27 protein-coding genes are annotated in these 24851 nt (G+C 66.7%); 20 read left to right on the top strand and 7 right to left on the bottom strand.

The genetic code is table 11. The annotated features are described in order from the left end of the window. Positions 1-71 precede the first annotated feature (71 nt). Positions 72-1286 carry an MFS transporter gene (locus AC5P5X_RS19725; RefSeq protein ID WP_111189509.1) on the bottom strand — a complete coding sequence of 405 codons (1215 nt, stop codon included), beginning with the start codon at positions 1284-1286 and terminating at the stop codon, positions 72-74. A 77-nt stretch (positions 1287-1363) separates the two neighbouring features. On the opposite strand from AC5P5X_RS19725, the gene AC5P5X_RS19720 reads away from it, so the two are divergent. The 15 genes from AC5P5X_RS19720 (at position 1364) to map (ending at position 14006) form a co-directional block, all read left to right on the top strand. Then, the gene (locus tag AC5P5X_RS19720) at positions 1364-1813 is read left to right on the top strand and encodes a winged helix-turn-helix transcriptional regulator (protein ID WP_062606841.1); all 450 of its coding nucleotides are present in this window, start codon (positions 1364-1366) and stop codon (positions 1811-1813) included. A gap of 73 nt (positions 1814-1886) precedes the next feature. Then, positions 1887-3014 carry a metallophosphoesterase gene (locus AC5P5X_RS19715; protein ID WP_062606839.1) on the top strand — a complete coding sequence of 376 codons (1128 nt, stop codon included), beginning with the start codon at positions 1887-1889 and terminating at the stop codon, positions 3012-3014. A gap of 131 nt (positions 3015-3145) precedes the next feature. Further along, positions 3146-3829 (top strand): response regulator, encoded by a 684-nt coding sequence (locus AC5P5X_RS19710; protein WP_076739576.1) that lies wholly within the window; start codon positions 3146-3148, stop codon positions 3827-3829. Continuing rightward, entirely contained in the window at positions 3826-5205 is a 1380-nt protein-coding gene (locus AC5P5X_RS19705; RefSeq protein ID WP_005412674.1) for a sensor histidine kinase, read from the top strand. The genes AC5P5X_RS19710 and AC5P5X_RS19705 overlap by 4 nt, the downstream gene beginning before the upstream one ends. A 79-nt stretch (positions 5206-5284) precedes the next feature. Further along, complete coding sequence (locus AC5P5X_RS19700; RefSeq protein WP_005412675.1) at positions 5285-6121, top strand: alpha/beta hydrolase; 837 nt, start codon at positions 5285-5287, stop codon at positions 6119-6121. Between the two features lies 1 nt (position 6122). Further along, positions 6123-6482 carry an EamA family transporter gene (locus tag AC5P5X_RS19695; protein WP_111117907.1) on the top strand — a complete coding sequence of 120 codons (360 nt, stop codon included), beginning with the start codon at positions 6123-6125 and terminating at the stop codon, positions 6480-6482. Beyond that, positions 6479-6877, top strand: a complete 399-nt coding sequence (locus tag AC5P5X_RS19690; protein WP_005408666.1) for a DMT family transporter — start codon at positions 6479-6481, stop codon at positions 6875-6877. Before AC5P5X_RS19695 ends, AC5P5X_RS19690 begins: the two co-directional genes overlap by 4 nt. A 10-nt stretch (positions 6878-6887) precedes the next feature. Further along, positions 6888-8090 carry a DegT/DnrJ/EryC1/StrS family aminotransferase gene (locus tag AC5P5X_RS19685; protein ID WP_111117906.1) on the top strand — a complete coding sequence of 401 codons (1203 nt, stop codon included), beginning with the start codon at positions 6888-6890 and terminating at the stop codon, positions 8088-8090. Between the two features lie 174 nt (positions 8091-8264). Beyond that, a complete protein-coding gene (locus AC5P5X_RS19680) occupies positions 8265-8981 on the top strand; it encodes an MtnX-like HAD-IB family phosphatase (RefSeq protein WP_111189508.1) in 717 nt (238 codons plus the stop codon). Positions 8982-9044: 63 nt separating this feature from the next. After that, positions 9045-10445 carry an aspartate aminotransferase family protein gene (locus AC5P5X_RS19675; protein ID WP_005408663.1) on the top strand — a complete coding sequence of 467 codons (1401 nt, stop codon included), beginning with the start codon at positions 9045-9047 and terminating at the stop codon, positions 10443-10445. Positions 10446-10474: 29 nt separating this feature from the next. Then, the gene (locus AC5P5X_RS19670) at positions 10475-11539 is read left to right on the top strand and encodes a GNAT family N-acetyltransferase (protein ID WP_111189507.1); all 1065 of its coding nucleotides are present in this window, start codon (positions 10475-10477) and stop codon (positions 11537-11539) included. 3 nt (positions 11540-11542) lie between these two features. Then, positions 11543-12427, top strand: a complete 885-nt coding sequence (locus AC5P5X_RS19665; protein WP_111189506.1) for an arginase family protein — start codon at positions 11543-11545, stop codon at positions 12425-12427. Between the two features lie 146 nt (positions 12428-12573). Next, positions 12574-12933: a bleomycin resistance protein gene (locus AC5P5X_RS19660; RefSeq protein WP_024958234.1), complete on the top strand. Its 360-nt coding sequence runs from the start codon at positions 12574-12576 to the stop codon at positions 12931-12933. A 67-nt stretch (positions 12934-13000) separates the two neighbouring features. Next, complete coding sequence (locus AC5P5X_RS19655) at positions 13001-13213, top strand: ParD-like family protein (RefSeq protein WP_005408659.1); 213 nt, start codon at positions 13001-13003, stop codon at positions 13211-13213. 10 nt (positions 13214-13223) lie between these two features. Next, complete coding sequence (gene map, locus AC5P5X_RS19650; protein WP_171956620.1) at positions 13224-14006, top strand: type I methionyl aminopeptidase; 783 nt, start codon at positions 13224-13226, stop codon at positions 14004-14006. Here the strand turns inward: map and AC5P5X_RS19645 are convergent. Further along, positions 14003-14617 carry a LysE/ArgO family amino acid transporter gene (locus AC5P5X_RS19645; RefSeq protein ID WP_012479552.1) on the bottom strand — a complete coding sequence of 205 codons (615 nt, stop codon included), beginning with the start codon at positions 14615-14617 and terminating at the stop codon, positions 14003-14005. The genes map and AC5P5X_RS19645 overlap by 4 nt on opposite strands. A gap of 106 nt (positions 14618-14723) precedes the next feature. On the opposite strand from AC5P5X_RS19645, the gene AC5P5X_RS19640 reads away from it, so the two are divergent. The 5 genes from AC5P5X_RS19640 to AC5P5X_RS19620 all read left to right on the top strand — a co-directional run bounded on the left by AC5P5X_RS19640 (position 14724) and on the right by AC5P5X_RS19620 (position 20401). Then, complete coding sequence (locus tag AC5P5X_RS19640) at positions 14724-15620, top strand: LysR family transcriptional regulator ArgP (protein ID WP_012479551.1); 897 nt, start codon at positions 14724-14726, stop codon at positions 15618-15620. A 78-nt stretch (positions 15621-15698) separates the two neighbouring features. Further along, a complete protein-coding gene (locus AC5P5X_RS19635; protein ID WP_044569690.1) occupies positions 15699-17099 on the top strand; it encodes a TolC family protein in 1401 nt (466 codons plus the stop codon). Further along, positions 17092-18105, top strand: a complete 1014-nt coding sequence (locus AC5P5X_RS19630; protein ID WP_005408651.1) for an HlyD family secretion protein — start codon at positions 17092-17094, stop codon at positions 18103-18105. Before AC5P5X_RS19635 ends, AC5P5X_RS19630 begins: the two co-directional genes overlap by 8 nt. After that, positions 18090-19277 (top strand): ABC transporter permease, encoded by a 1188-nt coding sequence (locus AC5P5X_RS19625; RefSeq protein ID WP_099498138.1) that lies wholly within the window; start codon positions 18090-18092, stop codon positions 19275-19277. Before AC5P5X_RS19630 ends, AC5P5X_RS19625 begins: the two co-directional genes overlap by 16 nt. Then, entirely contained in the window at positions 19274-20401 is a 1128-nt protein-coding gene (locus AC5P5X_RS19620) for an ABC transporter permease (RefSeq protein ID WP_043035551.1), read from the top strand. The genes AC5P5X_RS19625 and AC5P5X_RS19620 overlap by 4 nt, the downstream gene beginning before the upstream one ends. 127 nt (positions 20402-20528) lie before the next feature. Here AC5P5X_RS19620 and AC5P5X_RS19615 read toward each other — a convergent pair whose 3' ends face one another. From AC5P5X_RS19615 to AC5P5X_RS19595, 5 genes are all read right to left on the bottom strand, one after another. Further along, the gene (locus tag AC5P5X_RS19615) at positions 20529-20897 is read right to left on the bottom strand and encodes a glycine zipper 2TM domain-containing protein (protein WP_032965667.1); all 369 of its coding nucleotides are present in this window, start codon (positions 20895-20897) and stop codon (positions 20529-20531) included. Positions 20898-21063: 166 nt separating this feature from the next. After that, on the bottom strand, positions 21064-23286 hold the full coding sequence (locus AC5P5X_RS19610; protein ID WP_012479546.1) for a methyl-accepting chemotaxis protein: 2223 nt from the start codon (positions 23284-23286) through the stop codon (positions 21064-21066). A gap of 210 nt (positions 23287-23496) precedes the next feature. Next, positions 23497-23871, bottom strand: a complete 375-nt coding sequence (locus AC5P5X_RS19605; protein WP_227843825.1) for a hypothetical protein — start codon at positions 23869-23871, stop codon at positions 23497-23499. An 80-nt stretch (positions 23872-23951) separates the two neighbouring features. Then, positions 23952-24296: a DUF596 domain-containing protein gene (locus tag AC5P5X_RS19600; protein ID WP_024958502.1), complete on the bottom strand. Its 345-nt coding sequence runs from the start codon at positions 24294-24296 to the stop codon at positions 23952-23954. Continuing rightward, entirely contained in the window at positions 24293-24706 is a 414-nt protein-coding gene (locus AC5P5X_RS19595) for a hypothetical protein (protein ID WP_141097972.1), read from the bottom strand. The genes AC5P5X_RS19600 and AC5P5X_RS19595 overlap by 4 nt, the downstream gene beginning before the upstream one ends. Positions 24707-24851 lie beyond the last annotated feature (145 nt).

Here is a 24851-nt window from a genome sequence, read left to right as displayed (position 1 = left end):
GTAGAGTCGACCGCTGGTCGACTATCGCGCGCAGCGCGGGATTTTTCGCCGTCGGAACGAAGAGCAGTCGACTAACAGTCGACTCTACCGGTTCGCGCGCCAGCCGATGCATTGAACGCCGCCACCCGCCATGCTGCCCACCACAGCAGCGCCAGCAACGCGATGCCTGCCCCCAGCAGGCACACGGCAGGCCAGCCATGCCGCACCTGCATCCAGGGCCCCGCCGCCGCTCCCGCACCGCTGCCCACCGCATAGAACAGCATGTACAACGCCACCAGGCGCCCATGCTGTTCTGCCGGTGCACGCAGCAACGATGCCTGGTTCGAGACATGCAGTGCCTGGCCGCCCAGGTCGAGCACGACCACACCCAGCAACAGCAGGGACAGCGAATGCGGCAGGCCCAGCAGCGGCCACCACGCGACCAGCATCAACAACAGCGCGCCGAGGCTGACCCGATGCGCGAAACCACGGTCCATCCAGTGTCCGACCCGCGCCGCCATCAGCGCACCGACCACGCCGGCCAGGCCGAGCGCGCCGATGGCTGCGGTTGACCAGTGCAGCGGCGGTGCCGACAGCGGCAAGGGTGCCGCCGCCCAGAACACATTGAGGCCGGCAAACAGCAGCAATGCCAGCGGCCCGCGCTCGCGCAGCGTTCGATCGCGGCGCAGCATGCCCAGCATCGAGCCCAGCAGCTCGCGCCAGCGTGGAGGGACCGACGGCACCGGTACTGCGGGCAGGCGCCGCCACAGCAGCGCCGCCAACGCCGCCATCACCACCGCTGACAGCAGGTAGACCCTCTGCCAGCCAAAGGCCGCCGCCACCGTACCGGACACCACGCGCGCCAGCAGCAGGCCGATGAACACGCCGCCCTGCACCACACCAACCACGCGACCGCGCTGCTCGGGCGGTGCCAGCATGGCGGTATAGGCAATCAGGCCTTGGGTCAGCGCGGTGCCCAGCAAGCCTGCCAGCAGCATGCCCGACAACAGCCAGCTCGCCGTGCGTGACGCCGCCAGCCACAACAGGGCCAGCACCAGCGCGATCAACTGCAGCCGCAGCAGGCGTCGCCGGTCGCCGCGGTCCGCCAGCGGCAGCAGGCCAAGCAACGCCAGCACGCTGCCGGCCTGGGTGGCAGCCAGCACTGCGCCGGCCACGGCCCGGTCCAGCGCAAAGGCGCGTGCAAGCTGATCCAGCAGCGGCTGCGCGTAGTAGACGTTGGCGACGCTGGCGCCTGCGGCAACCGCAAGCAGGACCAGCAACGGGCGGGGAATAGATGCGGCACTCATTTTTGGTTGCAATTTGAAACCAGATGCAGGCTATCGCCATTGGTTTTAAACTGCAACCACATTCGGAGATACCCAGCATGCACGCCGACAGCCCCTGTCCTGTAGCCCGCAGTGCCGACCTGCTCGGTGACCGCTGGGCATTGCTGGTGATCCGCGACGCGTTCGACGGCATCACCCGCTTCGGTGATTTCCAGCGCAGCCTCGGCGCGGCGCGCAACATCCTCAGCGACCGCCTGCGCCGGCTGGTCGAGGCCGGCATCCTGCAGCTGCAGCCAGCCTCCGATGGATCGGCCTACCAGGAGTACGTGCTCACCGCCGCAGGCCTGGAACTGTTCCCGCTGCTGGTCGCACTGCGCCAGTGGGGGGAGCGCCATCGCTTCGGTGCAGGCGAAGCCCATTCGCAGCTGATCGAATTGGCGACGCGGCGGCCGCTGCCCTACATGCAGCCGCGCGGGCGCGATGGCCAGCCGCTTCAGCCCACTGCCACCCGCGTGCGCAAGCTCAAGGGCGACGGGCGCGACACCTGATCCGCCCATTCGCGCACACCGACGGACGCCCGCGCCGGTTAGCATCGGATGTTTCCGCCGCTGGATGCCGCCGATGTCGCGCTGTCGCCCTTCCCTGCTGACCGCCCTGCTGTTGCCGCTGCTGGCCTGCGCCACAGCAACCACGCAGGCCCGTGAGGTTGCCGCGCCCGCCGACCACGTGCAGGCCGATGGCCCCTATGTGTTCCGCCAGGGCAACCAGCTGCAGGCCAGTTGGATCTGCGACGACAAGGTCGAGTCGCACACACTTGCCACGCAGGCCGCAGGCGCCGACATCGCCCCGCGTTGCGGCTACGAACACAGCGTGCACGTGGCCGCCCCGAATGCACCTTCGGTCTCCGTGCTGCCGGCCGTGCCGCGCATCGTGGCGCTGTCCGACATCCACGGCCAGTACGGGCTGCTGGTGCGCCTGCTGCGTGCCCACAAGGTCATCGACGCACAGGACCGCTGGGCGCTGGGCAAGGACACCCTGGTCATCGCCGGCGATGTGTTCGACCGCGGCCCGCAGGTAACCGAAGCCTTCTGGCTGCTGTATGGCCTGCAGCAGCAGGCGGCCGCCGCCGGCGGCGCGGTGCACTTCGTGCTCGGCAACCACGAGACCATGGTGCTGTACGACGACCTGCGCTACGTCAACCCGAAATACCTGCGCAGCGCCCAGCTGCTCGGCCGCAGCTACCCGCAACTGTATGGCGCCGACTCGGTGATCGGCCAGTGGCTGCGCACCCGCCCGGTGCTGCTGAAGATCGGCGATACCCTGTTCCTGCACGGCGGCATCTCGCCCGAGGCGGTGCAGCTGGCGCTGGACCCGGCACGCACCAACGCGGCCTACCAGGCCTCGCTGGGCCTGCCCAAGGCCGAAGTGAAGGCCGACCCGGCCACCGCACCGCTGTATGACGGCAAGACCAGCCCGATCTGGTACCGCGGCTATTTCGATGGCCGCCTCGACACCGCGGGTGTGCAGGCTGTGCTCGACCGCCTGCAGCTCAAGCGCATCGTGGTTGGCCATACCTCGATGCCGCACGTCAGCAGCTTCCACGGCGACCGCGTGATCGCCATCGACAGCAGCATCAAGAACGGCGAGAACGGCGAACTGCTGTTCATCGAGGGTGGCAAGCTCAGCCGTGGCCTGCTGGATGGTTCGCGGGTGCCGCTGGCGCTGGGTGAGCCGGGCCTGCAGGACTGAATGGAGGGACAGCGCGACGGTGCCGGGAGGTGCCGGCGCGCTCCACCTGCAGCCGGTTTGCGGCTACCCTCGGCAGCCGAGAGGCCCACCCCGTCCATCCGGTGGGCCTGACCGTTACAGGAGCCCCGCGCATGCGCGTTCTGATTGCTGAAGACGACCCGGATATCGCCTCCGGCCTGTGCGCCTCGCTGCGCCGGCAGGGGCACGTGGTCGACCACGTCGACAACGGTGCGCACGCCGATGCTGCACTGGGCTCGACGCAGTACGCGCTGCTGGTACTGGACCTGGGGCTGCCGCAGCTGGATGGCCGCGACGTGCTGCAGCGCCTGCGCCAGCGCGGTGATGGCCTCGCAGTGCTGGTGGTGACCGCCCGTGACGGCCTGGCCGAGCGCGTGCGTGTGCTCGACCTGGGTGCCGATGACTACCTGGTCAAGCCGTTCGCGCTGGACGAGTTCGAAGCGCGCGTGCGCGCCCAGCTGCGCCGGGTCACCAGCAATGGCAACCCGGACCTGCGCATCGGCCGCCTTCGCATCGACCTGGCCGGGCATCGGGTGTGGATCGACGACCAGTCGCTGGAACTGACCGCACGCGAGTTCGGCCTGCTGTCGGCACTGGCAGTGCGCGCCGAGCGCATCGTGTCACGCGCGCAGTTGGTGGAAGCGCTGTGCGACTGGGGCCAGGACCTGACCGACAACGGTCTGGACATCGCCCTGCACCGCCTGCGCCGCAAGCTGCAGCCCGGCGGCATGGGCATCCGCACCGTGCGCGGGCTGGGCTACATGCTGGAAGACGTGCAGGACGACAGCACCCCGTGATCAGTGGACCGCCCAGCCTGCGCCGGCGCCTGCTCGCCTTCCTGGCGCTGCCGATGCTGGGTCTGCTCACCTTCAACACGATCCTGGCCTACTACGTTGCGCTGGACTATTCCAACCGCATCCACGACCGCAACCTGATCGACGACACGCATTCGTTCGCGCAGATGCTGAGCACCATGCCGGTGACCAGCGACCTGTCGCCGCAGGCGCGCTTCCTGATCGAGTACGACCCCGACGGCCATCGCTACTTCAACGTCGACAGCAGCCGCATGGGTACGCTCAGCGGCAATGCCGACTTCAGCCCGTATGCCCCTTCTCAGGACTGCACCGGCGTGCATCCGGCGCTGTACGACGGCAACCTCAATGGCCAGCAGGTGCGCATGGCCACGGTCTGCACGCAGGCGATGAACGATCCGCAGGACCAGCTGGCGGTGACCGTGGCCGAGAGCATGGCCGACCGCCGACAGCGGGCGCGCGAGATCCTGATGATCATCATCCCGCTGATGACCATGCTGGCGCTGGGCACCGCAGCACTGGTCTGGTTCGGCGTGACCTACGGCCTGCGCATCCTCACGCCGCTGAGGACCCGCCTGGCGCAGCGCCGTGGCGAACTGGCACCGATCTCCGACGCCGACGTACCGGAGGAGATCCAGCCACTGATCAGCACCATCGACGATCTGTTTGCCCGCCAGGCGGAAATGATCACCCTGCAGAACCGCTTCATTGCCGATGCCGCGCACCAGCTGCGTTCGCCGCTGGCGGGCATGGCCCTGCACGTGGACCAGGCGCTGGCACACGGTGACCCCGATACGGTGCGCGAGGCGCTGCAGCACATCCGCCGGCTCAACCAGCGCACTGCCCGGGTCAGCACCCAGCTGCTGGCGCTGAGCCGGGCGCAGACCGTGCCCGATACCGTGGAAGCACTGGACCTGTGCGAGCTGGTGCCGCAGTGGGTTGGCATGCGCGTGCCGGAGGCGATCCGCGATGGCATCGACCTCGGCTACCGCGGCAGCCCCCATCCGCTGCGTGTGCTCGGCAACGGCGCCATGCTGCAGGAGGCGCTGGACAACCTGATCGACAACGCCCTGCGTTATGCCGGCCGCAATGCGACCGTCACGGTGGGCGTGCACGCGCTGGACGACAATGATGTCGAACTCTATGTGGAAGACAACGGCCCCGGCGTGCCCGACGACGTGATGCCACGGCTGGGCGAGCGCTTCTTCCGGGCGCCGGGCACCGCTGCCAGCGGCACCGGCCTCGGCCTGGCCATCGCGCACGAGGCGGTAGAGCACTTCGGCGGCCGCCTGAGCTTCCTCAACCGCCCGGGCGGGGGGCTCAAGGTCGCCATCACGCTGCCGCTGCTGAAGGCCCCCTGACCCGGCCCGGCGCGCTGAAAGGCTGGTGAAAATCGCGCTTGCGATCCTGCCATCCCCACTGCCGTCCCGGAGCCGCCAGGTGACCGAATCGCACGACTTCTTCCTCCCCGGTGGCCCCCAGGGCGTGCTGCTGGTCCATGGCCTGACCGGCACCCCGGCGGAAATGCGCATGCTGGGCAAGGGCTTGAACAATGCCGGCTTCACGGTGCACGGCGTGCAGCTGCCCGGCCATTGCGGCACCGTGGATGACCTGCTGGCGACCACCTGGGAACAGTGGTACCAGGGCGTGGAAGATGCGGCGGCCGCCCTGCGCGGCAAGGTCGACCAGCTGTTCGTGGGTGGACTGTCGATGGGCGCGGTACTCTCGCTGGCGTTGGCGGCACGTCGCCCGGAGTGGGTGTCCGGCGTGGGCGTGTACGGCGCCACTTTCCGTTACGACGGCTGGAACATTCCCGCCGTGGCCCGCTTCTCGTTCCTGCTGCCGTGGTTCAAGCGCTTCAACATCGGCCGCGACCGCATGTTCATGGAAGAACCGCCGTACGGCCTGCGCGACGAGCGCCTGCGCGCGCAGGTCAGCGCCGCCATGCTGTCCGGCGACAGCGCCGCCGCCGGCCTGCCGGGCAATCCCTGGCATGCGCTGGCCGAGATGCGTGCGCTGAGCAACTGGACCCGCCGCCACCTGCACCAGGTCACCGCACCGTGCCTGGTGATGCACGCCCGCGAAGACGATGTGGCCAGCATGGGCAACGCCGAGCTGGTGATGTCGCGGGTCAGCGGCCCGAAGGAACTGGTGGTGCTGGAAGACAGCTACCACATGATCACCATCGATCGCGAACGCCGCGATGTGATCCGTCGCAGCGCGCGCTTTTTCACCGAGATCGGTGAACGCACGGGCGTGCTCAAGGCGGTGGCCTGAGATGGGGGCACTCGCCACCCTGCTGTGGCTGGCCAATGTGGTACTCGATACCGGTGGCCAGCTCGCCTTCAAGGCCGCCGCCAGCGATCCGCAGGAAGGCGAAGGACTGCAACGCTGGAAACACATGCTCAGCCGCCCCTGGCTGTGGATCGGCATCGCCTGCTACGTGCTCGAGTTCGTGGCCTGGATTGCGTTCCTGTCGCTGGTGCCGCTGTCCAAGGGCGTGCTGCTGGGCTCGATCAACATCGTTGCGTTGATGATCGCCGGTCGTTTCCTGTTCCGCGAGAAGCTCACGCCGCTGCGGGTGACCGGCATGCTGCTGGTCACCGCGGGCGTGGCGGTGGTGGGGGGCGGCTCATGAGGCGCCTGTATGTGATCGGTTTCCCGCTGCTGATGGCCTTCGACACGCTGGCCCAGCTGTGCTTCAAGTACGCCGGTGACGCCGCGCTGCCGGTCGAGGCCAACACCGCCTGGCTGCTGCGCGTGCTGTCGCAGCCGTGGGTGTATGGCGCCATCCTCGGCTACGTGGGTGCGTTCTTCACCTGGATGAGCCTGCTGCGCCATGCGCCGATCGGCCCGGCGTTCGCGGCCTCGCACCTGGAAGTGATCAGCGTGCTGCTGCTGTCGGCGTGGCTGTTGAACGAGCCACTGACCCTGCACCATCTGCTCGGTGCGGTACTGATTGTGGCCGGCATCGTCTGCCTCGGCCGCGCTGAAGCGGACGACCCGCACAGTCCCGCCGAAAGCGCGTCGTGAGCGGGCTGCGATGAGCCTGTTCGCGCGCGAACTGCCACCTACCGCTGGCCTGCCGATTCAGGCCAGCGATTTCCTGCCCGGTGGTGGCGACCTGCGCGAAGTCCTGGCCAGCCAGCTCGGCACACCGCCACTGCAGCTGACCTGTTCCGGCACGCATGCACTGCTGATCGCGCTGCGTACGCTGCGCAAGCGCGCGCCAAGGCGCGACACCGTGATCATGCCGGCCTATACCTGCCCGCTGGTGCCGATCGCGGTGCACAGCCTGGGCCTGCGCGTGCAACTGTGCGATACCCGTCGTGGTCACTTCGACTTTGATCCCGGCCAGCTCAGGCGTCTGGCCGATGCGCGCACGCTGGCGATCCTGCCGACCCACCTGGGCGGGCGCATCGCCGATGTCGAACTGGCCTGCGAAGTCGCCCGCAACGCCGGCGCCTGGGTGATCGAGGATGCCGCACAGGCACTCGGCGCACGGGTCGGCAACACCAGTGTCGGCCTGCGCGGCGATATCGGATTCTTCAGCCTGGCCGCCGGCAAGGGCCTGAGCCTGCACGAAGGCGGCCTGCTGGTCAGCCGTGACGACGAACTGCGTGCTGCGCTGGCCGAACATGCCGTCCAGCACGTTCGCTCCAGCCTGCGCTGGGAGCTGCTGCGCAGCGTGCAGTTGATCGGCCTTGCTGCCTGCTATCGCCCTTCGCTGCTGTCGCTGGTGTATGGCAATCCATTGCGCAGTGCGCTTCAACGCGACGATCTGGAAGAAGCGGTCGGTGACATTTTCCCGCTTGATATACCGCAGCACCGGGTCAGCCACTGGCGGCAGAACATCGGCGCGCGTGCCGCGCGGCGCTTGCCGGCGTTCCTGCAGGCCGGTCGCCTGCGTGCGTTGCAGCTGCGCGTGCAGCTGGCACAGCTGCCAGCCGTAGAAGTGGTCGACGGCCTCGCCGGTAGCGGTGGCACCTGGCCACTGCTGATGCTGCTGCTGCCCAGCCAGCGCGCCCGCGATGCCGTGCTGAAAGACCTGTGGCCACGTGGTCTCGGCGCCAGCCGCATGTTCATCCATGCCCTGCCCGACTACACGTACCTGCGCGGCATCGTGCCGCAGGACGACATGCCCAACGCGCGCGACTTCGCCGCACGCATGCTGACCCTGGGCAGCAGCGCCTGGCAGACCCGTGAAGACACGGCCGAAATCCTGCAGGTCCTGGCCCGCGCCTGACCCGAACGTGCACGCGTGGCCTGCCCTCCGCGCATTCATCCGTGCACCTTCCTGAACGTTTTCCCAGCCTGTCAGAAGAGCCTTTCAACAGGAAAGGAACGAGAAAGGCGGCCTGCCTACATTGAGCCTGCCCCGGCATCGGGCCGGGCGTTTCTATCATCGACGGACCTGCCCATGCACTGGAGCATCCTGTGTGACTTCGACGGCACCATCAGCCTCGAAGATGTCATCGACTCGCTGCTGGAAAAGTACGGCCAGCCGGGCTGGCAGGAACTGGAAGACCAGTGGAAAGCGGGAAAGATCGGCTCGCGTGAATGCATGCAGGGCCAGGTGCGGCTGCTGAAGCTGGACCCGGCCACGCTCGACGCGCACCTGGACCAGGTACAGATCGACCCGGGCTTCGCCGCCTTTGTCAGCCATGCCGAACAGCTGGGCCTGCCGCTGCGCATCGTCAGTGACGGCCTGGACTATGCGATCCACCGCATCCTGGCCAACCACGGCCTGTCGCAGCTGCCGGTGGTGGCCAACCACCTGCGCTGGTGCGAAGACCATTGGGAACTGGAGTCGCCCTACCAGGCCGAAGGCTGCCGCAGTGGCACCTGCAAGTGCACCTGCGCCGCGCAGGCGCGCGCCAACGAAGCACCGCGCGTGCTGATGATCGGTGACGGCAGCTCGGATTTCTGCGTGTCCGAAGACGCCGACTTCGTGTTCGCCAAGCGCCGCCTGATTACCCATTGCACGAATGCCGGCATCGAGCATGCCGCCATCGACACCTTCCACGATGCAGTCGCACTGTTGCCGCGCCTGCTCGATGGCAGCCTGCTGCAGCCACGTCGCATCGACGCCCGCCCGCAGCCCGCCGCACTGCCCCCGCTGCTGGCCACCGCCTGAGCACTCCCTCCAAGCACGCTCCCCCGTCGCCCCTTTCGAACGTCCTTCACGGAACCGAACTGCATGAACATTTTTGACAAGAACGCCGACGCCGCTGCCTCCGACGCGCAGCTGCTGGCCGACGAAGCCCGCTACAGCTCCTTCGGCGATACCGTCCACTACGTCGACCCGCCGAAGATCTTCCAGCGCGGCGAAGGCAGCTACATGTTCGACGGTGCGGGCGTGCCCTACCTCGATCTGCAGATGTGGTACTCGGCCTGCAACTTCGGCTACAGCAACAAACGCCTGAATGACGCGCTGAAGGACCAGATCGACACCCTGCCGCAGGTCGCCAGCCAGTACCTGCATCCGACCCGCGTGCAGCTGGCCAAGACCATTGCCGTGGACATGCACGAGAAATTCGGCCTCGACGGTCGCGTGCATTTCAATGTCGGCGGCGCGCAGGCCATTGAAGACTCGCTGAAGATCGTGCGCAACGCGCGCGGCGGCAAGAGCCTGATGTTCGCCTTCGAAGGCGGCTACCACGGCCGCACCCTGGGTGCCTCGTCGATCACCTCCAGCTACCGCTACCGCCGCCGCTACGGCCACTTCGGCGAGCGCGCGATGTTCATCCCGTTCCCGTACCCCTTCCGTCGCCCGAAGGGCATGACCCCGGACGAGTATTCCGACCACTGCGTGTGGCAGTTCGAGCGCCTTTTCGAAAGCGAGTACAACGGCGTGTGGGACCCCAAGGTCGGCCAGGCCGAGTACGCCGCGTTCTACGTCGAGCCGATCCAGGGCACCGGCGGCTACGTCATTCCGCCGCGCAACTTCTTCACCGGCCTCAAGCGCGTGCTGGACAAGTACGGCATCCTGATGGTGGTCGATGAGATCCAGATGGGCTTCTGGCGTACCGGCAAGCTGTGGTCGATCGAGCACTTCGGCGTGACCCCGGACGTGCTGGTGTTCGGCAAGGCGCTGACCAACGGCCTGAACCCGCTGTCCGGCCTGTGGGCACGCGAAGAGCTGATCAACCCGACCGTGTTCCCGCCGGGTTCCACCCACTCCACCTTCAACTCCAACCCGCTGGGCACCCGCCTGGGCCTGGAAGTGTTGAAGCTGGGCAAGGAAATGGACTACGAGCGCACCGTGCCGGAAAAGGGCGCGTACTTCCTCGACGGCCTGCGTGGCCTGCAGAAGCGCCACCCGGAAATCGGCGACGTCGACGGCCTGGGCCTGGCCCTGCGCGCCGAAATCTGCCAGGCCGACGGCTACACCCCGAACAAGGAACTGCTGGACCGCATGGTCGACATCGGCCTGGCCGGTGACCTCCTGCACGACGGCAAGCGCATGGGCCTCGTGCTCGACGTGGGTGGCTGGTACAAGAACGTGATCACCTTCGCGCCGTCGCTGGACATCAGCTACGAAGAGATCGACCTGGCGATCACCCTGCTCGACCAGGCGCTGACCAAGGCCAAGGGCTGAGGCTGGATGGGCTGCCGGTTCCCGTGCCGATGGAGATGACGTCACGCGCATCCAGCACCGCGCTGGAACCGGCCGCGCTGCTGGAGGGCTTCCTGGCCCATCCGCCGCTCGGATTCGAGGCAGGCCGCCTTCCCAGCGGCCTGCCGACTTTCCGTGCGCCGCTGGACCTGACCACCACGATGGACGACGCGCTGCGCAGCAAGCTGCTCGGCCTGCCGCTGTCGCGCCTGTGGCGGCCTTGGATCACCTGGAAGACCCGATTCGTCGGCGCCACCAGCACCGAGTACACCCCGCTGCCGGCGCACGTGGCGCCGGAGGCGCTGGCCGAGGACGTGACGCGTCACGCGATCGGCGATACCCGGCTGCTGGTGGTCAAGGACCTGGCCATCGATTCACCGCTGCTGGACGACGCGGCCAATGCGCACAGCGCGGCGTTCCTGCAGGCCTTGCTGGCGCGCGGCTTCGTTGAACTGGAAGGCATGCCGCTTGCCTGGGTGGCGATCGATTTCGATTCGCTCGATGGCTACCTCGGCCGCCTGTCGCCCTCGCGCCGCAAGAACATCCGGCGCAAGCTCCGTTCGCGTGATGACCTGCAGATCGACTGCATCGCCACCGGTGATCCGGCCCTGGCCGACCCACGGCTGCTGGCCGAGCTGTATGCGCTGTACCTGGGCGTGTATGCGCAGAGCGCGGTGCATTTCGACCAGCTCGACCTGACCTATTTCCAGTACCTGCTGGCCGACAGCCAGGGCCAGGGACGAATGTTCCTGTACCGCCACCAAGGGCAGCTGATCGGCTGGAACCTGTGCTACGTGCATGCCGGCAAGCTGGTGGACAAGTACATCGGCCTGGCCTACCCGCAGTCACGCGAGCACAACCTGTACGCGGTGAGCTGGATGCACAACCTCGAGTACGCGCTGCTGCACGGCCTGAGCCACTACGTGGCCGGCTGGACCGACTCGCGGATCAAGGCCGAACTGGGCGCCCGCTTCACCTCCACCCGGCACGCGATCCACGCCCGTTCCCCGCTGCTGCGCGCCGCCCTGCGCCGGCTGGCCCCGTACCTGCAGGGCGAACCCGATGGAGGCGGTTGAACGATGCCGTTGCGTTCTCCGTTGATCCTCGACCTGGACGGTGGCGTGCTGCCGCTGCCCCAGGCGCAGACCCTGGCCCTGCCGCAGTGGCACGACCCGCTGCGCTTCGCCTGCAGCACTGCCACCCTGCACCGTTTCGCCGCCGAAGTGCTGGCGCCGCTGCCCGCGCAGCTCGGCACCGTGATGCTGGGCAGTGGCGACTTCCATCACCTCAGCCTGCCGCTGTTGCGCCGCATGCGCACACAGGTGCCGTTCCAGCTGGTAGTGCTGGACAACCATCCGGACAACATGCGTTTTCCGTTCGGCATGCATTGTGGCTCATGGGTGAATGCCGCCAGCAAGCTGCCGCAGATCTCGCACATCCATGTGCTCGGCATTACCTCCAGCGACATCGGCCTCGGCCATGCCTGGGAGAACCACTGGCGCCCGCTGCTGGGCGGTCGCTTGACGTACTGGTGCATGGACGTGGATGTCAGCTGGGGCCATCGCCTCGGCATGGGCCACGCGTTCCGCCGCTTCGAGCACCCCGAAGCGCTGGTGGCCGCGTTCGCTGCCGAACAGGCCAAGTCGCCGCAGCCGGCCTACCTGTCGATCGACAAGGACGTGTTCGCCGAGGACGTCGCGCGCAGCAACTGGGACCAGGGCCGATTCCAGCTGGAAGACGCGCTGGTGGTGATCGAAGCGCTGCGTGCCGGCGGCCTGGTCGGCAGTGACATCACCGGCGAGGTGTCGCTGGCCACCTACCAGAGCCGCTTCAAGCGCTGGCTGTCGTCGCTGGATGGCCAGCCGGACATCAGCGCCGATGATCTTCCCGCCTGGCAGGCGCGTCACCAGCAGGTGAACCGCGAACTGCTGGCGGCAATCGCCGCCGTACCGACGGCCTGCTGACCGCGCCGGTAATGCCGGCCGCGGGCCGGCGTGGCTTCGGTAGTGCCGGCCGCTGGCCGGCAATGCCAACCGAGGTTGGCATCTACCAGACCAATGCCGGCCAGCGGCCGGCACTACACTGGGCGCCTACCCCAGGAGCCCTCGCCATGCCCCAGACCGTCATCCCGCAACTGCGCATGCGCCACGCCGACACCACCCTGCCGTTCTACGTGCAGGGGCTGGGCTTCGTGGTCGACTGGGAACATCGCTTCGAACCCGGCTTCCCACTGTTTGCCCAGCTCACCCGCGACGGCCAGACGATCTTCCTTACCGAACACAGCGGCGACTGCGAGGTCGGCGGCGCGGTGTACTTCATCGTTGACGACGTCGACAGCCTGCACCGCGCCTTCGGTGCCGCCAACGTCCCAATCGAGCAGCCCCCGCATGACACCGAATGGGGCAGCCGCGAAATGCTGCTGCGCGACCCGGATGGCAACCGGCTGCGCTTCGCCACCCACACGGACTGAATGACGTCGGCTTGAGATGGATATACGGAACATATACGATTCGTATATTCATACTCGAGGGCCACCCATGGGCATCGTCAACATCGATGACACCCTGCACGACCAGCTGCGCCGTGCCTGCACCGTCTCCAGCCGTTCGATCAACGCCCAGGCCAACTTCTGGATCCGGGTCGGCATGCTGTGCGAGATGAACCCGACGCTGAGTTTCCAGGACATCGTCGCCAGCGAGCTGCGCGCGGCCGGCGTGCAGCCGCCGTTGTTGCCTCCGGGCCAGGTCTGAGCCGATGGGCATCATCAAGCGCCCCGACGAGATCGCGCTGATGGCCGAATCGGGTCGCCTGCTGGCGCAGGTGTTCGCCGCACTCGACCAGCTGCCGCTGCAGGGCCGCAGCACGATGGAGATCAACGAATTCGTCGAGCGCATGATCGTCGATGAGCTGCAGGCGCGGCCGGCCAGCAAGGGCCAGTACGGTTTCCCGTACGTGCTCAATACCTCGATCGACAACGTCATCTGCCACGGCGTGCCCAGCACCACCGACGTGCTGCGCAACGGCCAGATCGTCAACCTCGACATCACCCTGGAAAAGAACGGCTACATCGCCGACTCCAGCACCACCTACCTGGTCGGTGAGGTCGACTACGCCGCGCGCCGGCTGGTGCAGACCGCCTACCAGGCGATGTGGAAAGGCATCGCCGCGGTGCGCCCCGGCGCACGCCTGGGCGATATCGGCCACGCCATCGCCCGCCACGCACGCAGCCACGGCTACAGCGTGGTGAAGGAGTACTGCGGCCACGGCATCGGCCAGGAGATGCATGAGGAACCGCAGATCCTGCACTACGGGCATCCCAACACCGGCGTGGTGCTGGAAGAAGGGATGGTGTTCACCATCGAGCCGATGCTCAACCAGGGCAAGCCGGCCATCCGCCAGCAGCCGGACGAATGGCCGGTCTACACCCGCGACGGCAAGCTGTCGGCGCAGTTCGAGCATACCGTCGCGGTCACCGGCAGCGGCGTGCGCGTGCTGACCCTGCGCCCGGGCGAAACACCGTTGTGCGCGGTGGATGCCGCCTAGAGCGGACGCAACAGCAACAGCATGGCAAGGCAGAGCATGAACATCGCCACGCCTGCATCCAGCACCCGCCACGCAGACGGCCTGCGGAACACCGGCTGCAGCAGCCGCGCGCCATAGCCCAGTGCACAGAACCAGGCCACACTGGCCACGCACGCACCGGCGGCAAAGGCCCAGCGCAGATCGCCCGGATAGCGCGTCGACAGGCTGCCGAGCAACACCACCGTGTCCAGGTAGACATGCGGGTTGAGCAAGGTGAAGGCCAGGCAGGTCAGCAGTACCTGGCGCCCACTGCCGCCCTGCGCCTCGGCGGCGGCCAGCGCGCTGCCACCTCGCCACGCGCGCAGGCCCGCCTGCAGGCCATACCAGAGCAGGAAGGCCGCACCACCGAAGCGCAGCACCTGCAGCAGCAACGGCCACTGCAGCACCAGCGCGCCCATGCCGCCCACGCCGGCCAGGATCAACGCGATATCCGCGCCGGCGCAGGCCAGCACCACCCTGCCCACATGACGTTGTTGCAGGCCCTGGCGCAGCACGAAGGCATTCTGTGCGCCGATGGCGATGATCAGGCCGGCGCCCGCGAAGAGGCCGGCGACGGTAGCGGCAATCCACATCGGGACAGGCCAGGCAGCGAGGGGACGCGCAGGGTGCGGCCAACAGCCTTGTTTAGACAAACTGATTTTTCTTTATCCTGCGCAGGAAAACTGAAGAGGCACCGGCATGGACCTGGTACACCCGCAACTGGCCGCGTTTGCCGCGGTGCTGGAGGAAGGCAGCTTCGAGGCTGCGGCACGCCGCCTGTCGATCAGCCCATCAGCACTGTCGCAGCGGATCAAGGCTCTGGAAGACCGGCTCGGGCAGGTGCTGGTGGTGCGCCAGGCGCCGTGCCGCCCCACCGCCGCCGGTGAGGCGCTGCTGCGCCGGGTGCGACCGATGCAGGCGCTGGAGGCCGAGGCATTGGCCGAGCTGCTACCCGAGCGTGGCAGCAGCGACGCTGCGCGCACCCCGATCCCGCTGGCGGTCAATGATGATTCGCTCGATACGTGGTTCGTGCCGGCCATCGCCGACCTGCACCAGCGCCATGGCTACCTGTTCGACCTGCGCATGGACGACCAGGACCACACCCTGCGGTTGCTGCGCGACGGCAGCGTGCTGGGTGCGGTCACCGCCGAAAGCCAGCCGGTGAAGGGCTGCAACGTGCATCCTCTCGGCGCCATGCGCTACCAAGCGATTGCTTCGCCCGGCTTCGCCCGCCAGTACTTCAGCGATGGCATGGACGCCACGGCGCTGGCACGCGCACCGATGCTGGTGTTCAACCGCAAAGATGAACTGCAGTGGCGCTTCGTGCGTCGCCTGACCCGCGCGAGGCTGCAGCCGCCGCTACACTACCTGCCCTCCTCCACCGGTTTCGTCGAAGCCGCCGCGTGCGGACTCGGCTGGGGCCTGGCCCCGGAAACCCTGGCCGCGCCCGCTGTGCGCGCCGGCCGCGTGGTGGTACTGGAACCCCGCCGCTGGCTCGATGTGCCGTTGTACTGGCAGCATGCCGCCGTGCGCTCAAGCACGCTGCAGCACATCACCCAGGCGCTGCGTACTGCGGCCAGCGGCACCCTTCGTTGAGGAAAGACCGATGACCGCAGACCCGGGCTTCACACCATGCGCACTACCGTTTGCGCACTTCTTTACCACTGGGACGGCATGGGCGTGATCGGCCGACGTACAAGGATGCACCGCGCGAAAGTCGCGTTGACCCTGGCAGCCTGCATGCCGCTTGCGGCGGCAGCGCAGAGCAGTGCCGATGCACCCGCACTGGACTGGGAACAGGCGCGGCAACGCCTGGAGCAGGTCTCCGATGCGCTGGCCGCTGCCGATGCAGCCGTTCGCAACAAGCAGGACCTGCAGGACGCCACCCGGCTGCTGCGCCTGCCGGAGATCACCGGCGAAGTGCGCCGCCTGCAGTTCCAGAAGACGCTCACTCTGCCGCTGGGCTCACTGGCGCCGGTGGCTGAAGCCTTCGGCATCGATTCGCCGCTGTCGTTCACCGAGCGCGACTGGCGCACCCGTCCAGTGGTCACCGCGGTGCTGCCGCTGTACACCGGCGGCGTGATTCCGGCCGCGCAGCGTGCGGCCAGTGCCGCCCACGAACAGGCCAGCGCCGAGCGCGAAGCACAACGTCAATCGCTGACCGTGCAGCTGGCCCAGGCCTACTTCGGGCAGCGCCTGGCCGAGCAGGCGGTGGACGTGCGCCGTGACGTGCGCGATGGCCTCAACCGCCACCTGTCCGATGCGGAGAAGCTGGAACGCGAGGGTTTCGCCACCCGCGCCCAGCGCCTGCAGGCCACCGTGGCCCGCGACAAGGCCGAGCGCGAATACCAGAAGACGGTGAACGACCTGGCAACGCTGAAGGCCGCGCTGGCCACGCTGCTGCGCAGTGGTGGCGAGGTGCAGCCGGTTTCGCCGCTGTTCGTGCAGCGCGTGCCGCTGGAACCGGTGGCCAGCTTCGAGCGTACTGCGCAGGCGCGCCAGCCGCAGATCGCACGCCTGCGGGCCATGGTGGCGCAGGCCGAACAGGGCGTGCGCGTGCAGCAGGCCAAGCTGAAACCGCAGATCTTTGCCTTCGGCCAGTACGACTTCCGCCGCCGCGACGAAATGCTGACCGATCCGGACTGGGCGTTTGGCATCGGCCTGAAGTACACCTTCCTGTCGCCGAACTCGCGGCCGGCGCAGATCAGCGCCGCGCGCGCGCAGCAGGACCAGGCCGAAGCGGGCCTGCGCGAGGCCGAGAACCAGGTCGCGCTGGGCGTGCGCAAGGCCTGGAACGAACTGGAAACCGCGCGCCAGCAGTACGTGCTGCTCGACAGCAGCATTGCCCAGGCACAGGAAAACCTGCGCCTGCAGGAGCTGGCGTTCCGCGAGGGCCAGGCCACCTCGCTGGATGTGATCGACGCGCGGCTCGGCCTGGGCGGTGCCCGTGTAGAGCGCGCACAGGCCGCCTACCAATACGATATTGCGCTGGCACAGTTGCTGGAGGTCAGTGGACAGATGGACCGTTTTGAAGAATTCCGGCGCCGTGCGGACGAGGTGATCGACCATGAGTGATGTGCTGCACGACGATGCGACAACACCCCCGGCCAAGCGCCGCCTGGGCCCGATCCTGGTAGTGGCGCTGCTGGTCGCGGTGGTGCTCGGCCTGTGGCTGGCCTGGCGCAGCCCGGCCGACCAGATCCAGGGCATGGCCGACGCGGACACCATCAACGTGGCCGCCAAGATCACCGCCCGCGTGGCGGAGTTGAAGGTGCGCGAGGGCGACCGCGTGCAGCCCGGGCAGGTGCTGTTCCTGCTCGACAGCCCCGAAGTGGCCGCCAAGGAACAGCAGGCCCACGGCGCGTTGGCCGCCGCACAGGCGGTGGCCGACAAGGCCGACGAAGGCGCGCGCAGCGAAGACATCCGCGCCGCCGAAGCGAACTGGAAGCGCGCCGAAGCCGGTGCGACGCTGGCCGAAGCCACGTACCAGCGCGTGCAGAACCTGTTCAACGAAGGGGTGATGACCCGGCAGAAGCGCGATGAAGCGCATGCCCAGGCCACCAGTTCGCGCGAACTGGCCCGTGCCGCGCGCGCGCAGTACGACATGGCGTTGGCCGGCGCACGCGAGCAGGACAAGCGTGCCGCGCAGGGCCAGGTGCAGCAGGCGCAGGGCGCGGTGGCCGAAGTCAACGCCGCCCGTGCCGAAGTCGAAGGACGCGCGCCGGTGGCGGGCGAGATCAACAAGCGCATGGCCGACCCGGGCGAGCTGGTGCCGGCCGGCTACCCGGTATTCACCCTGGTCGACATTGATCGCATGTGGGTGGCGATGAACCTGCGCGAATCACAGATGCAGGGCCTGAAGGTCGGCAGCAAGCTGCAGGGCAACGTGCCGGCACTCGGCCTGGACGGCGAGTTCGAGGTCTACTTCATCAACCCTGCCGGCGACTATGCGACCTGGCGTACCACCCGCCAGTCGTCCGGCTACGACGTCCGCAGTTTCGAGGTGCGGGTGCGCCCGGTACGCCGCATCGAGGGCTTCCGCCCCGGCATGAGCGTGCTGTTCGCATGGCCCCAGCACTGAGCCCGGACCGCAACGGCTTCGCTGCTTCCTGGCGGCGCGAGCTGCAGTCGCTGCGCGGCAACCGTGCCGACCTGCTGCTGGTCACCGTGCTGCCCCTGCTGATGCTGGCGGTGATGGCGTGGATGTTCTCGCCGTCGGTGATGCGCGACATCCCCATTGCCGTGGTCGACCTCGACCACAGCAGTGACAGCCGCCTGCTGCTGCGCATGCTCGATGCCAGCCCCGGCGTACGCATCGCCAGCCAGCCGGCGGACCTGGAGGACGCGCGTTCGCAGCTGCGCAGGCTGGACGTGTTTGCCATCGTACTGGTGCCGCGCGATGTCACCCGGCAGGCGCTGCGTGGACGCCAGGGCACGGTGTTCGCCTATTACAACGCCACCTACATGACCACCGGCCAATCTGCGTCGCGCGATATCGGCGACGCAGTCTCGGCCTGGAACGCACGCCTGCTGCGCGAACGCATCGGCCTGCAGGTCGGCCCCGGCAAGCTGCGTGCGGCACCGATCGCGGTGCAGTCGGACATCCTGTACAACCCTGCGCGCAGCTACGAGTTGTTCCTGCTGCCGCTGATCTTCCCAGCCGTGCTGTCGCTGGTACTGGCACTTGCGGTGGCCGGCAGCCTCGGCCGCGAGATCCGCGACGGCACCCTGCCCGCCTGGCTGGATCGAACGCCGTGGTCGGTGATTGCGGGCAAGGTCACGCCGTACATCCTGTTGTTTTCGCTGTATGGCGCGCTCGGCATCGGTTACCTGGCCTGGCTGCGCGGCGATGGTGTGGCCGGCAGCGCGCTCCTGTTGCTGCTCGCACAGCCACTGTTCTACCTGGCCACGGCCGCCTACGCATTGTTCTTCGTCGGCGTCACCCGCGACATGGGTACCGCGCTGTCCGCGGTCGGCCTCAGCATCGGCACCGCACTGGCGTTCTCCAGCGCTACCTTCCCGGTGCTGGATGGCCCCCTGTTCACCCGCATCTGGCATCAGCTGCTGCCACTCAGCGCCTACATCAAGCTGCAGACCCAGCAGCAGTTCATCGGTTCGCCGCTGCAGGTTTCGGTGTGGCCGTTGGCCACATTGCTGCTGATGGCGGTGGTGGCAGGAGGCATTGGCGGCCTGCGCCTGATCGCCTTTGCGCGCACGCCGGAAGCCTCGCAGCCTGCGGGAGCCGACGCATGAGCGCACTGTGGCGCAGCCTGCGGCAGACCCTGATGGCGGTGCTGTGCGACCGCTACGCGATCGTTGTGATGGTCGGCGCGGTGATCCTGTATTCGTTCTTCTACCCGGCCGCGTACCGTCACCAGGTGGCCGGCAACCTGCCGGTGCTGGTGGTGGACGAAGACCACAGCGCGACCAGCCGCGAGCTGCTGCGCAAGCTCGATGCACTCCGCGTTGCACGCGTGGTCGGGCAACCGGCGGACATCGACAGTGCGCGTCAGCAGCTGGAAGCCGGCCATGCCGAAGGCATCGTGCTGATCCCGGCCAACCTGGAGCGCGACATCCTGCGCGGCCACCCGGCCAAGCTGGTGCTGCTCGGCAACGGCGCCTACCTGGGCCGTGCCAGCTGGGTGCTGGGCAGCGTGGCCGACGCACTGGGCGCGTTCGGGCGTGACGCCGTGGTCGGCCAGGCCGCCTTCATGGGCGCGCCACAGGCGCCGCCGGTCACCCTGGTGCAGCGCCCGCTGTACAACACCCAGGAAGGCTATGGCAGCGCCATCGTGCCCGGCGTGGCCGAGCTGATCGTGCACCAGACCCTGCTGATGGGCATCGGCGTGCTGCTCGGTGGTCGTCGTCTTGCACTCGGCCGGCGCCTGCGCTTCGACCTGCCGACCCTGGCCGGCATGGCGATGGGCTTCGGCCTGATCGGCCTGTTCGGCCTGTTCTGGTACGCCGGGTTCACCGCCTGGGTGCAGGACTATCCGCGCGGCGGGAACCCACTGGGCCAGCTGCTGGGCGGCACCCTGTTCATCGCCGCTACAGTGGTTTTCGGCCTGTTCGTCGGCAGCTTCTTCCGCACCCGCGAACGCGCCTTCCAGTACATCATCGCCACCTCGATCCCGCTGTTCTTCCTGGCCAACCTGTCGTGGCCGGCAGTGATGACGCCGCAACCGCTGGTCTGGCTGGCGCAGCTGCTGCCTACCACCTCCGGCATCAACCTGATGGTGCGCCTGAACCAGATGGACGCCAGCCTGGCCGACGTCAGCCACGAACTGATCACCCTCACCGTCCTGCTGCTGCTCTACGGCAGCCTCGCCACCTGGCGCCTCCTCGCAAAAAAGGGGACGGAGGGGATTAAGTCGTAAACGGCCGGTTTGGGGGATGGCGACTTAATTCCCTCCGACCCTTTTTCCTGCAGCGAAGAACGCCGGCGTGGGGCCGGCGTTCGGGTACTGCGGTGTGGAAGGGGAAACGGGGGCCTTCGGCGATCGATCAGCGATAGACGCGTTCGCAGCGACGTTCAACCACGCGGTCACCGTTCTTCTGCTGCTGGTTGCCTTGGATCTGGCGGCCGGCCGCACCACCGGCCACGGCGCCGGCCACGGTTGCAAGCTTCTTGCCGTTACCGCCGCCCACCTGGTTGCCCAGCAGGCCGCCGATCACTGCGCCGGTAGCGGTACCCGTGATGCGGTTCGGATCGCGCGAGTTGCGCTGCACTTCCACGTTCTTGCAGACCACGCGACTGCCGTCATTGAACTTGCGTCCCTCATCGCGCGGCCCATACGTCTGCGCACCGGCCACCGACGAAGCCGCCAGCAGCGTGCCCAGCACAAGCAATCGGGTCGAGGTCTTCATGGCCATCTCCTGAGTTCCGGTATGGCGCAAGTGTCCTCCTGCGGTTGGCAACCGGAAGTGAAATGCGCGTGTCCACCGCCTCATCGGCCATCGCGCGTTCAGGAAGAGAATCCGCGCCCATCACGATCAGCCATCGTGATGGGCGCCGTCTCCCTACCGGCGTGCTGCCTTGCTAGAACTCTTCCCAGCCACCCGCATTGGCAGCCAACGTCGGCTCGATGCGCGGTGACAGCACCGCCGGGCGTCTCACCGGCGTGACCGAGGCCGCTACCGCCGCAAGCGCGCGCGGGACCGATACGGCTGCCGCGGCTGCACCGGTGCGGAACACCGACACCGCCTCGGCCAGCAGGTTGGCCTGCTCCTCCATGGAGCGTGCCGCCGCGCTGGCTTCTTCCACCAGCGCCGCATTCTGCTGCGTGGTCTCGTCCATCTGCACCACCGCCTGGTTCACCTGTTCGATACCCGAGCTCTGCTCCTGCGAGGCGGCAGAGATATCGGCCATGATGTCGGTCACGCGCTGCACCGAGGCCACGATCTCGCCCATCGTGGTGCCGGCCTGACGAACCAGCGCCGATCCATCGGCGACCTTGCCGACCGAATCCTCGATCAGGCCCTTGATCTCCTTGGCCGCACCGGCCGAGCGCTGCGCCAGCGTGCGCACCTCACTGGCCACCACCGCAAAGCCCCTGCCCTGCTCGCCGGCACGAGCAGCTTCCACCGCCGCGTTCAAGGCCAGGATGTTGGTCTGGAACGCGATGCCGTCGATGACGCTGATGATCTCGGCGATCTTCTTCGACGAGGCTTCGATGGCCGACATGGTGGTGACCACCTGGCCGACCACCTCGCCGCCCTGTGAGGCGACGCCATGCGCACCGATGGCAAGCTGGTTGGCCTGGCGTGCGTGCTCGGCGTTCTGTTTCACGGTGGAGGTCAGTTCCTCCATCGACGCAGCCGTCTCTTCCAGGTTCGCCGCCTGCTGCTCGGTGCGCCGCGACAGATCGTTGTTGCCCGAAGCGATCTCGCCTGCCGCCAGGTTGATGCTGGACGCGCTGGACTGGATACGGCCGACAATCTGCTTGAGCTGATCGACGGTGGCGTTGCAGTCATCACGCATGCGGGCGAACACGCCGTGGAAGTCGCCCTGCATGCGTACAGTGAGGTCACCGCGCGAGATCGCCTGCAGCAGGGTCGACACCTGCACCAGGTTCTCGTCGGTGGTCTGCATCAGGCGATTGAGCCCGGCCACCATGTCGCGGAAATCATAGGCGAAGCGATCTTCATCGCCGCGCAGGCTGAAGTCGCCGGCGGCTGCGGCCGTCGCCAGGCGGCGGATCTCACCGTTGATCGCCGACAGGCTGGTCTTGGTTTCGTCCATGGCCTGGGTGATTGCGGCCTTCTCGCCCGGCAACGGATCCATGTCCACTGACAGATCACCGCGGGCGTAATGCTTCATTACTTCGATCAGCCGGTTCTGCACCTGCACATGCGAGCCGACCAGCGCATTGGTCTCGTGCACCATGCGCCCGTAGTCGCCAGGAAAAGCACTCTCGTCCATGCGATAGCTGAGGCTGCCCGCGTCGTGCTGGCGGGCCAGCTCGCCCTGCGCCGCCATCACCGACTGCAACTGCGCCTGCATGCGCTGCATCGACCTGAGCAGCTGCGTCACCTCATCGTTGCCGGACGCGTCGATGCTGTTGTCCAGCCGCCCGTTGGCGATGCCGTCGGCCAGCTTCACCGCACCTTCCAGCGGGCGGGTCAGGCTGCGGGTGATGGCCCACGCGGCCAGCGAGCCCAGTAGCAGGCTCAACGCGCCGAACACGATCGACAACGTGCCGGTCCAGGATTCGGTTGAACGGTATTCCTCGCGACTGCGCTCGGTCAGTGTCTCCTGATGCCGCAGCAGGGTCGAGATCGCCTCATTCCATGCGGTGGCCAAGCCGTGCTCGGCGAGCAGTTCCTTGGCCGCGCCGTTGAAATCACCGGCCTTCATGCGCTCGTGCAGATGCTGGGTGGAGGCGTCGGTGGCCTTGCGTGCCGCGTCGATTTTCGCCACCAGGGCATCACCAGTGGCGTCGCGTGGAATCTTGATGTACTTGGCCCAGATACCGTCGTAGGTCTGCGACAGCTCCTGCGCCTTCTGATAATCCTTGTCGAAATCCTCACCGCGCTTGATCACCATCAGCCGGCGATGCATCAGCACCGCGTTGTTGGTATCCAGCATGTCGTTCAACAGCCGCATCTTCACCATGTTGACGTCCACCACTTTCTCGAACTGGGCGGACTTCAGGTGGTTTCCGTACAGCACGAGGCCAACGATGGCCACGATGAACAGCAGCAGCAAACCGAACCCGGCACCCAGCCGGGATCCCACTCGAAGGTTGCGTAAGGCGAGCATCTCAATTCCCTTGATCATGGCCGTATGATCGATGGCGGCGCAGGCAGGGGAAACTTTATGGGTCGATATTATTATATCGATCTAAAACTCTGGAACTGTGCAGACAGGTGTGAAATCAGAAAACCCACGAACGCGTTATATCCATAAGGCATATCGCCATGTGTACCGAGAATGGGATCAGGCCCGGGCCTGCCGCCCCGGCATCCAGCATTACGGAGCAGCAGGCCCCGGGAAGACCAGATCCTTCCCGAGCCTTGCCGCATAGATGCTCTCGAACTGGAAGGAGAGCACAAACCGGAACTCGCACGCCGCAGCGTAACGATTGATGAAGCGGCAGATTTCCTCCCAGGCACTTTCAAACCCGCTCGCGCGGAAATGAAACGAGCCGAGCAGGCCGACCTGCCACTTGGCTTCAATCCCTTCCGCAACGACAGCTTCCGGCGGGTCGACGATGCTGAATCCGAAGCCGGTGTAGGATGCTGGAAGATATCCACGCAGGCCGTCGGCACCGTCGGAGTACGGCCTGGATCGAGTCCAGAGCGCGCAGCACGAAACCCAGATCGGCACCGGCTTCGACTCAAGCAAGCTTCATCAAAGCTCGGTGTCGTTACAAGCCCTGACCCATTCGTCAGGATCATCGGGCGCCACCGACATGAATCGGACTACTACGTCCACTGTTCACGGCCATCTGCGCCGATCCAAACCAGACCCGCCGGAGCATCGGTCAAGAACCAGAGGCCGAATCCATCGATATCATCTTCACCAGGATTTTCGGGCCAAGCGTTTGAGATTAGCGTCAGCTGCTCCCTCCAGTCGCCTTGCAAGAACACCCCGTCCGTTGCAAGCCTCACTTTCCCTTCCCTCAACAAACGACCCATCAACTCGAAGAACGCGTCTTTTCTTTCGGAGATCCCAACACCTCCCATTTCCATCGTCATGTGCTGCCAGACGGCACCCATTGATAACCCAAACGAAGAAGTCACCACTGCACAATGAATCCCGTCTTTCATTTGAACTTCACCTCTACTCGCTTTCCATTATTTATGGATTTATCCTGCACATCAATTGTCCAACTAGCACCAGTCTTCTGCGCGCTCGTTGAAAAATCTCTAAGAGTTATCTTTGCACCAGAGCTCGTGGTTGCCGTATAAAGAAGACCCTTTCCAGGTACGACCTTCGCGACAGGCATGCGATCAGTTCCAGTCAGCTGTCTGAAATACAGCATGACATCGGATGTGCTTGCACCAATATAAACCGGAGCACCCGTACTGACTTGAGCATCGGCCTTCAAGACCTTTGAACCAAGATTAAGCTGAAAATCCTTAGGATCCAATGACTTGCTATTGTATTGGTGTGCGAGGTCATCAATTCGCTTTTGCGAGTACGCCTGAAGAACGGATTCAGGTTGTTTGAGAGACAAATCGGGCAGTTCCCGGCTTGGGCGCCCAGCCATCCATCTGCCCGCCCGCACCACCACTGATGCTGCCGGAGCTGGCCGTATAGTCCATGTGGTTCTGCAGGTCGGTGAATGTCAGCGAGCCCGCAGTCAGTTCACTGTTGCCCGC

This window comes from Stenotrophomonas sp. YJH_SMC_91 (assembly GCF_059368495.1).
This window is presented reverse-complemented; position numbering and strand designations above follow the sequence as displayed.